3 protein-coding genes are annotated in these 3821 nt (G+C 73.0%); 1 reads left to right on the top strand and 2 read right to left on the bottom strand.

Annotated features, from left to right (window positions below):
• On the top strand, positions 1 to 1317 hold a 1317-nt coding region (locus AB0I76_RS24770; protein ID WP_357039931.1), incomplete at its 5' end, for a DUF4173 domain-containing protein.
• Between the two features lie 81 nt (positions 1318 to 1398).
• Here AB0I76_RS24770 and AB0I76_RS24765 read toward each other — a convergent pair.
• Both AB0I76_RS24765 and AB0I76_RS24760 read right to left on the bottom strand, forming a co-directional pair.
• On the bottom strand, positions 1399 to 2208 hold the full coding sequence (locus AB0I76_RS24765) for a hypothetical protein (protein WP_357039928.1): 810 nt from the start codon (positions 2206 to 2208) through the stop codon (positions 1399 to 1401).
• Between the two features lie 147 nt (positions 2209 to 2355).
• Entirely contained in the window at positions 2356 to 3678 is a 1323-nt protein-coding gene (locus AB0I76_RS24760) for a DUF87 domain-containing protein (protein WP_357039925.1), read from the bottom strand.
• Positions 3679 to 3821: the final 143 nt, after the last annotated feature.

Genomic DNA, 3821 nt, shown 5'->3' with positions numbered 1-3821 from the left:
ACCGCGACCGTCAGGGCGAGCCAGCAGGCGGTACGCGCGGGCTGGGCCGCGGCGGCCCTGGCCCTGCTGGCCGTGCTGGCGTTCCGGAACGCCTGGTGGCTGGTGACGTTCTGCGTGCTCGGCGCGCTCGGCTGCGCCGCGTTGGCCATCGTGGGTGGTCGCCTCATCCGGTCGATCCTGTTCAGCGTGGTGGCCGCGCCACTCGCCGCATTCCGGGGGCTGCCCTGGGTGCGACGGCACGTCGAGGCGCCGGCCGACACCGGCACCGTCCGGCGGGTCGTCGGGTCGGTCGTCGCCACCCTGGCGGTGCTGCTCGTCTTCGGCGCGCTGCTCTCCTCCGCCGACGCCGCCTTCTCGCTGGTGCTGGGTGAGGTCATCCCGGAGGTCAGCGTTCCGGCGACGTTCCGTGGGACGTTCCTGCTCGCGGTCGGCGGACTGATCGCGGTCGCCGCCGTCTACACGATCACCGCCCCGCCCGACCTGTCCCGGGTGGACCGGCCCACCACACGGAGCCTCGGCATCGTCGAGTGGGCGCCGCCGATCGCCGCCCTGAGCGCTCTCTTCGTCGGCTTCGTCGCCGTGCAGTTCACCGTGCTGTTCGGTGGTGAGCGGCACGTGCTGCGCACCGCCGGCCTGAGCTACGCCGAGTACGCCCGCAGCGGCTTCTGGCAGTTGGTCGCGGTCACCCTGTTGACGCTGGCCGTGCTGGGTGGGGTCACCCGCTGGGCGAGACGGGAGACGCGGACGGAGCGGATCCTGCTACGGGTCATGCTCGGCCTGCTGAGCACGCTCAGCATCGTCATCGTGGTGTCCGCGCTGTCCCGGATGTACACCTACCAGAAGGTCTACAGCTTCACCGGGGAACGGATCTTCGTGATGGCCTTCGAGCTGTTGCTCGGCGCGGTCTTCCTGATGGTCATCGCCGCCGGTGTCCGCTGGCGCGGCCGGTGGGTCCCGCGCCTGACGGTGGCGCTCGCGGTGGTCATGCTGCTGAGCCTCGCGGTGCTCAACCCGGAGGACTACGCCGCCCGCCGCAACATCGCCCGGTACGAGCAGACCGGGAAGATCGACGCCTGGTACCTGCGGGCGCTGTCCGCCGACGCCACGCCGGCCCTGAGCACGCTGCCCGACCCGGTACGCCGGTGCACGCTGAGCTGGATCGCCGGCGACCTGGCCGAGCCCGACCCCTGGTACGCCTGGAACCTGGGGCGCGCCCGGGCCCGGGAGGCGCTGGATCGGGTCGGGCCGGGTGCGGTGGGCGGTCCGAGGGACTGCCGCGCCGCCGACCAGTACGACCTGCCGAAGACGCGCGACTGACCCGACGCCGGTGGTCCGGCTCGTGACGCGGTTCCGGCCGCCGGTGACCTCGCGGCCGCCGGCGGCCGGCGCGTCAGCCCGTCACCAGGGTGCCGGGACGTTCAGCGGGAGGCAGCGTCGGGTGCCGGGGACCGGCTGGTAGCAGGCCGAGGCCTCCAGGTTGTACGTGTGGTCGAACCGGTTGAAGGACGCGCTTCCGCCGTTGACGCAGGTGCCGCCGCTGACGGTCGTCCCACCGGTGACGGATGCCGTGGCGCAGCCTGTCGAGGTGGCGGTCTTCGTGACGGTGCTCAGCGAGGAGCGCCGGTCGGAGGACTGGTGGGAGCCGTACCCGGTCAACCGCACGCCCGGCCGGGTGACGGAGTACTGGAAGGAGGTGGAGGTGTAGTAGTTCCAGCTCGCCCCGGTGCCCACCGTCCGCAGCTCGGGATCGGTGGCCGAGGGCGGGACGTACAGGTAGTAGCCCTTGTCGTTGGTCGTGGTGCCGGGGATCATCCGGTAGACGATCACCAGCAGGCCCTGGCTGAAGGTGCCGGTGGAGTACGTCAGGTAGGTGCCGTTGCCGCAGGTGGTGCGGTCGGCGACGTAGCCGGCACCGTTGGCGTAGAGCATCACCCGAGCGCAGCGCCCGTCGTCGGCGGTGTCCTCGATGGTGCCGACCGTGTTGACGGTGCCGAAGCTGTCGTTGGCGTACCCGGTCAGGCGCACGCCGGGCAGGGTGCCGGCGTACTGGAAGGCGCTCGGGTGGTAGTAGCTCCACGACGCCGACCAGCCCGTGCCCGGGGGCAGGGCGAGGGCGGGCGAGGCGGGCAGCAGGGCGGCGACCAGGGTGGACACCAGGGCGGCGACCAGCAGTGCGCCGGTCCGCCGCCATCGACGAGGGATGGTCATTCGTCCTCCGATCCTCGGGGGCGCTCACGATGCGCCGGGATCAGGGTGGCCGGGAGTCCCGCCGGCCGCGACGACTCAGTCCCGTTGCGGACACGGTGGGTAGCCGACAACGGGCGCGCGTCTGCCCGACAGCGGGCGTACGGCGGGTCAGCTGTCGGGCCCGCCCGGGCGGGCCCGGGTGACGACCTCCTCGGGGGTCAGCGGCGCCTTCGGGTGGTGGGTGAGGCACAGCGGGGTGCGTACCTTCACGAACGAGAACCCCTCCCCCGCCGCGTAGAACTCCCCACTGCTCAGCAGGCCGATGTCGGGGAGCCGACCGCCCTTGGCCTCCGCGAGCTGCCGGGCCGCGTCGATCTGCGCGGGCGCGTTGAGCAGCCCGAAGAACTGCGTCGTCGCGTTGCCGGAGATCTGGTTGTGCAGGCCCTTGGGCGCCTGGGTGGCGAAGACCAGCCCGAGCCCGTACTTGCGGGCCTGCGAGGCGAGCGCGATCGAGCTGGCCGTGCAGGCCGTGTTCCCGGTCGACGGGGCGAGGGTCTGCGCCTCGTCCATGACGAAGAGCCCGCCCAGCGGCCGGTCGCCGGCGGGGTGCCGCTTGATCCAGGCGAAGAGCGCCATCTGCAACTGGTTGACGAAGCTCTGCCGTTCCTGGTCGGAGGTGAGACCGACGAAGCTGATCACCGACACCCGCGCCCGTCGTCCCGGCGACGGCGTCAGCAGCAGCCCCGGGTCGGCCGGTGCGCCGACCCCGCCGAAGAGCGGGTCGGTGACCATCGCCGCCTTCAGCGTCTCGGCCAGGTCCTGGGCGAGCTTGTCGGCCCGGGCCAGCCGGCTGACCCCGTCGGGCAGGTCGGCGAGGAACTCGGTGAAGCCGGACAGGCCCACCATGCCGCTCCTCGCGTACGCCTGGAGGGCCTCGGTGAGGACGGCCTTGCCCTGCTGGGCCAGCCGGGTCGACCGGTCGACGCCGGCCCGCGGCGCGAGTGCCTCCACGGCGGAGCGGATCGCCTGGTCGAACTCGTCCGGCCAGTCACGTAGGGCGGTGAAGTCCGGCAGCGGCTGGAAGCTCAGCGGACGCCCGGCGGTGACCCGGGGCGTCCACACCGTGACCTCGGTGTGGGCGAGGTAGTCCTGGGCCCGCTCGGCGTCCCCGGGACCCCAGCCGCTGGGCGGGGCCGGCCACGGGTCGCCGAGCCGGGCGAGGTCGTTGTTGGGGTCGAGCACGATCGACGAGACGCCCTGCCGGGCGCACTCCTCGACGAGCCGGCGGATGAGCACCGTCTTGCCGGAGCCGGATCCGGCGAACACGACCGCGTGCCGGCGGAGCGACTCCAGGTCCACGGTGAACGGGTGCCCGCCCTCGACGGTCCGTCCCAGTCCGATCGACCGCCCGTCGGCTGCGGCGACGACGGGGTGGGGTGTCCGGCCGTCCGCGCCGACCACGAGGTCGACCGCGTCGGGGGGTACGCGCACGGCGGCGGGCCTCGTCGACGGTCGTCCGCCGACAGCACCGGCGGGGCGGGTGACGTCGGCGCCAGCAGGTCGAAGTAGAGCCACCAGAGCGTCGCGACGACCGCGATGCCGAGGACGGCGGCCCCGATGATGGACACCGTGAT

The sequence above is a fragment of the Micromonospora sp. NPDC049799 genome (assembly GCF_040656655.1).
Classification (GTDB): domain Bacteria; phylum Actinomycetota; class Actinomycetes; order Mycobacteriales; family Micromonosporaceae; genus Micromonospora.
Note: the sequence above shows the minus strand (reverse complement) of the source record. Positions and strands in the feature narration are given on the sequence as shown.

Coding starts and splice junctions, on each gene's coding strand:
- AB0I76_RS24765 (WP_357039928.1), bottom strand. CDS start 2,208: ATGACCATCCCTCGTCGATGGCGGCGGACCGGCGCACTGCTGGTCGCC.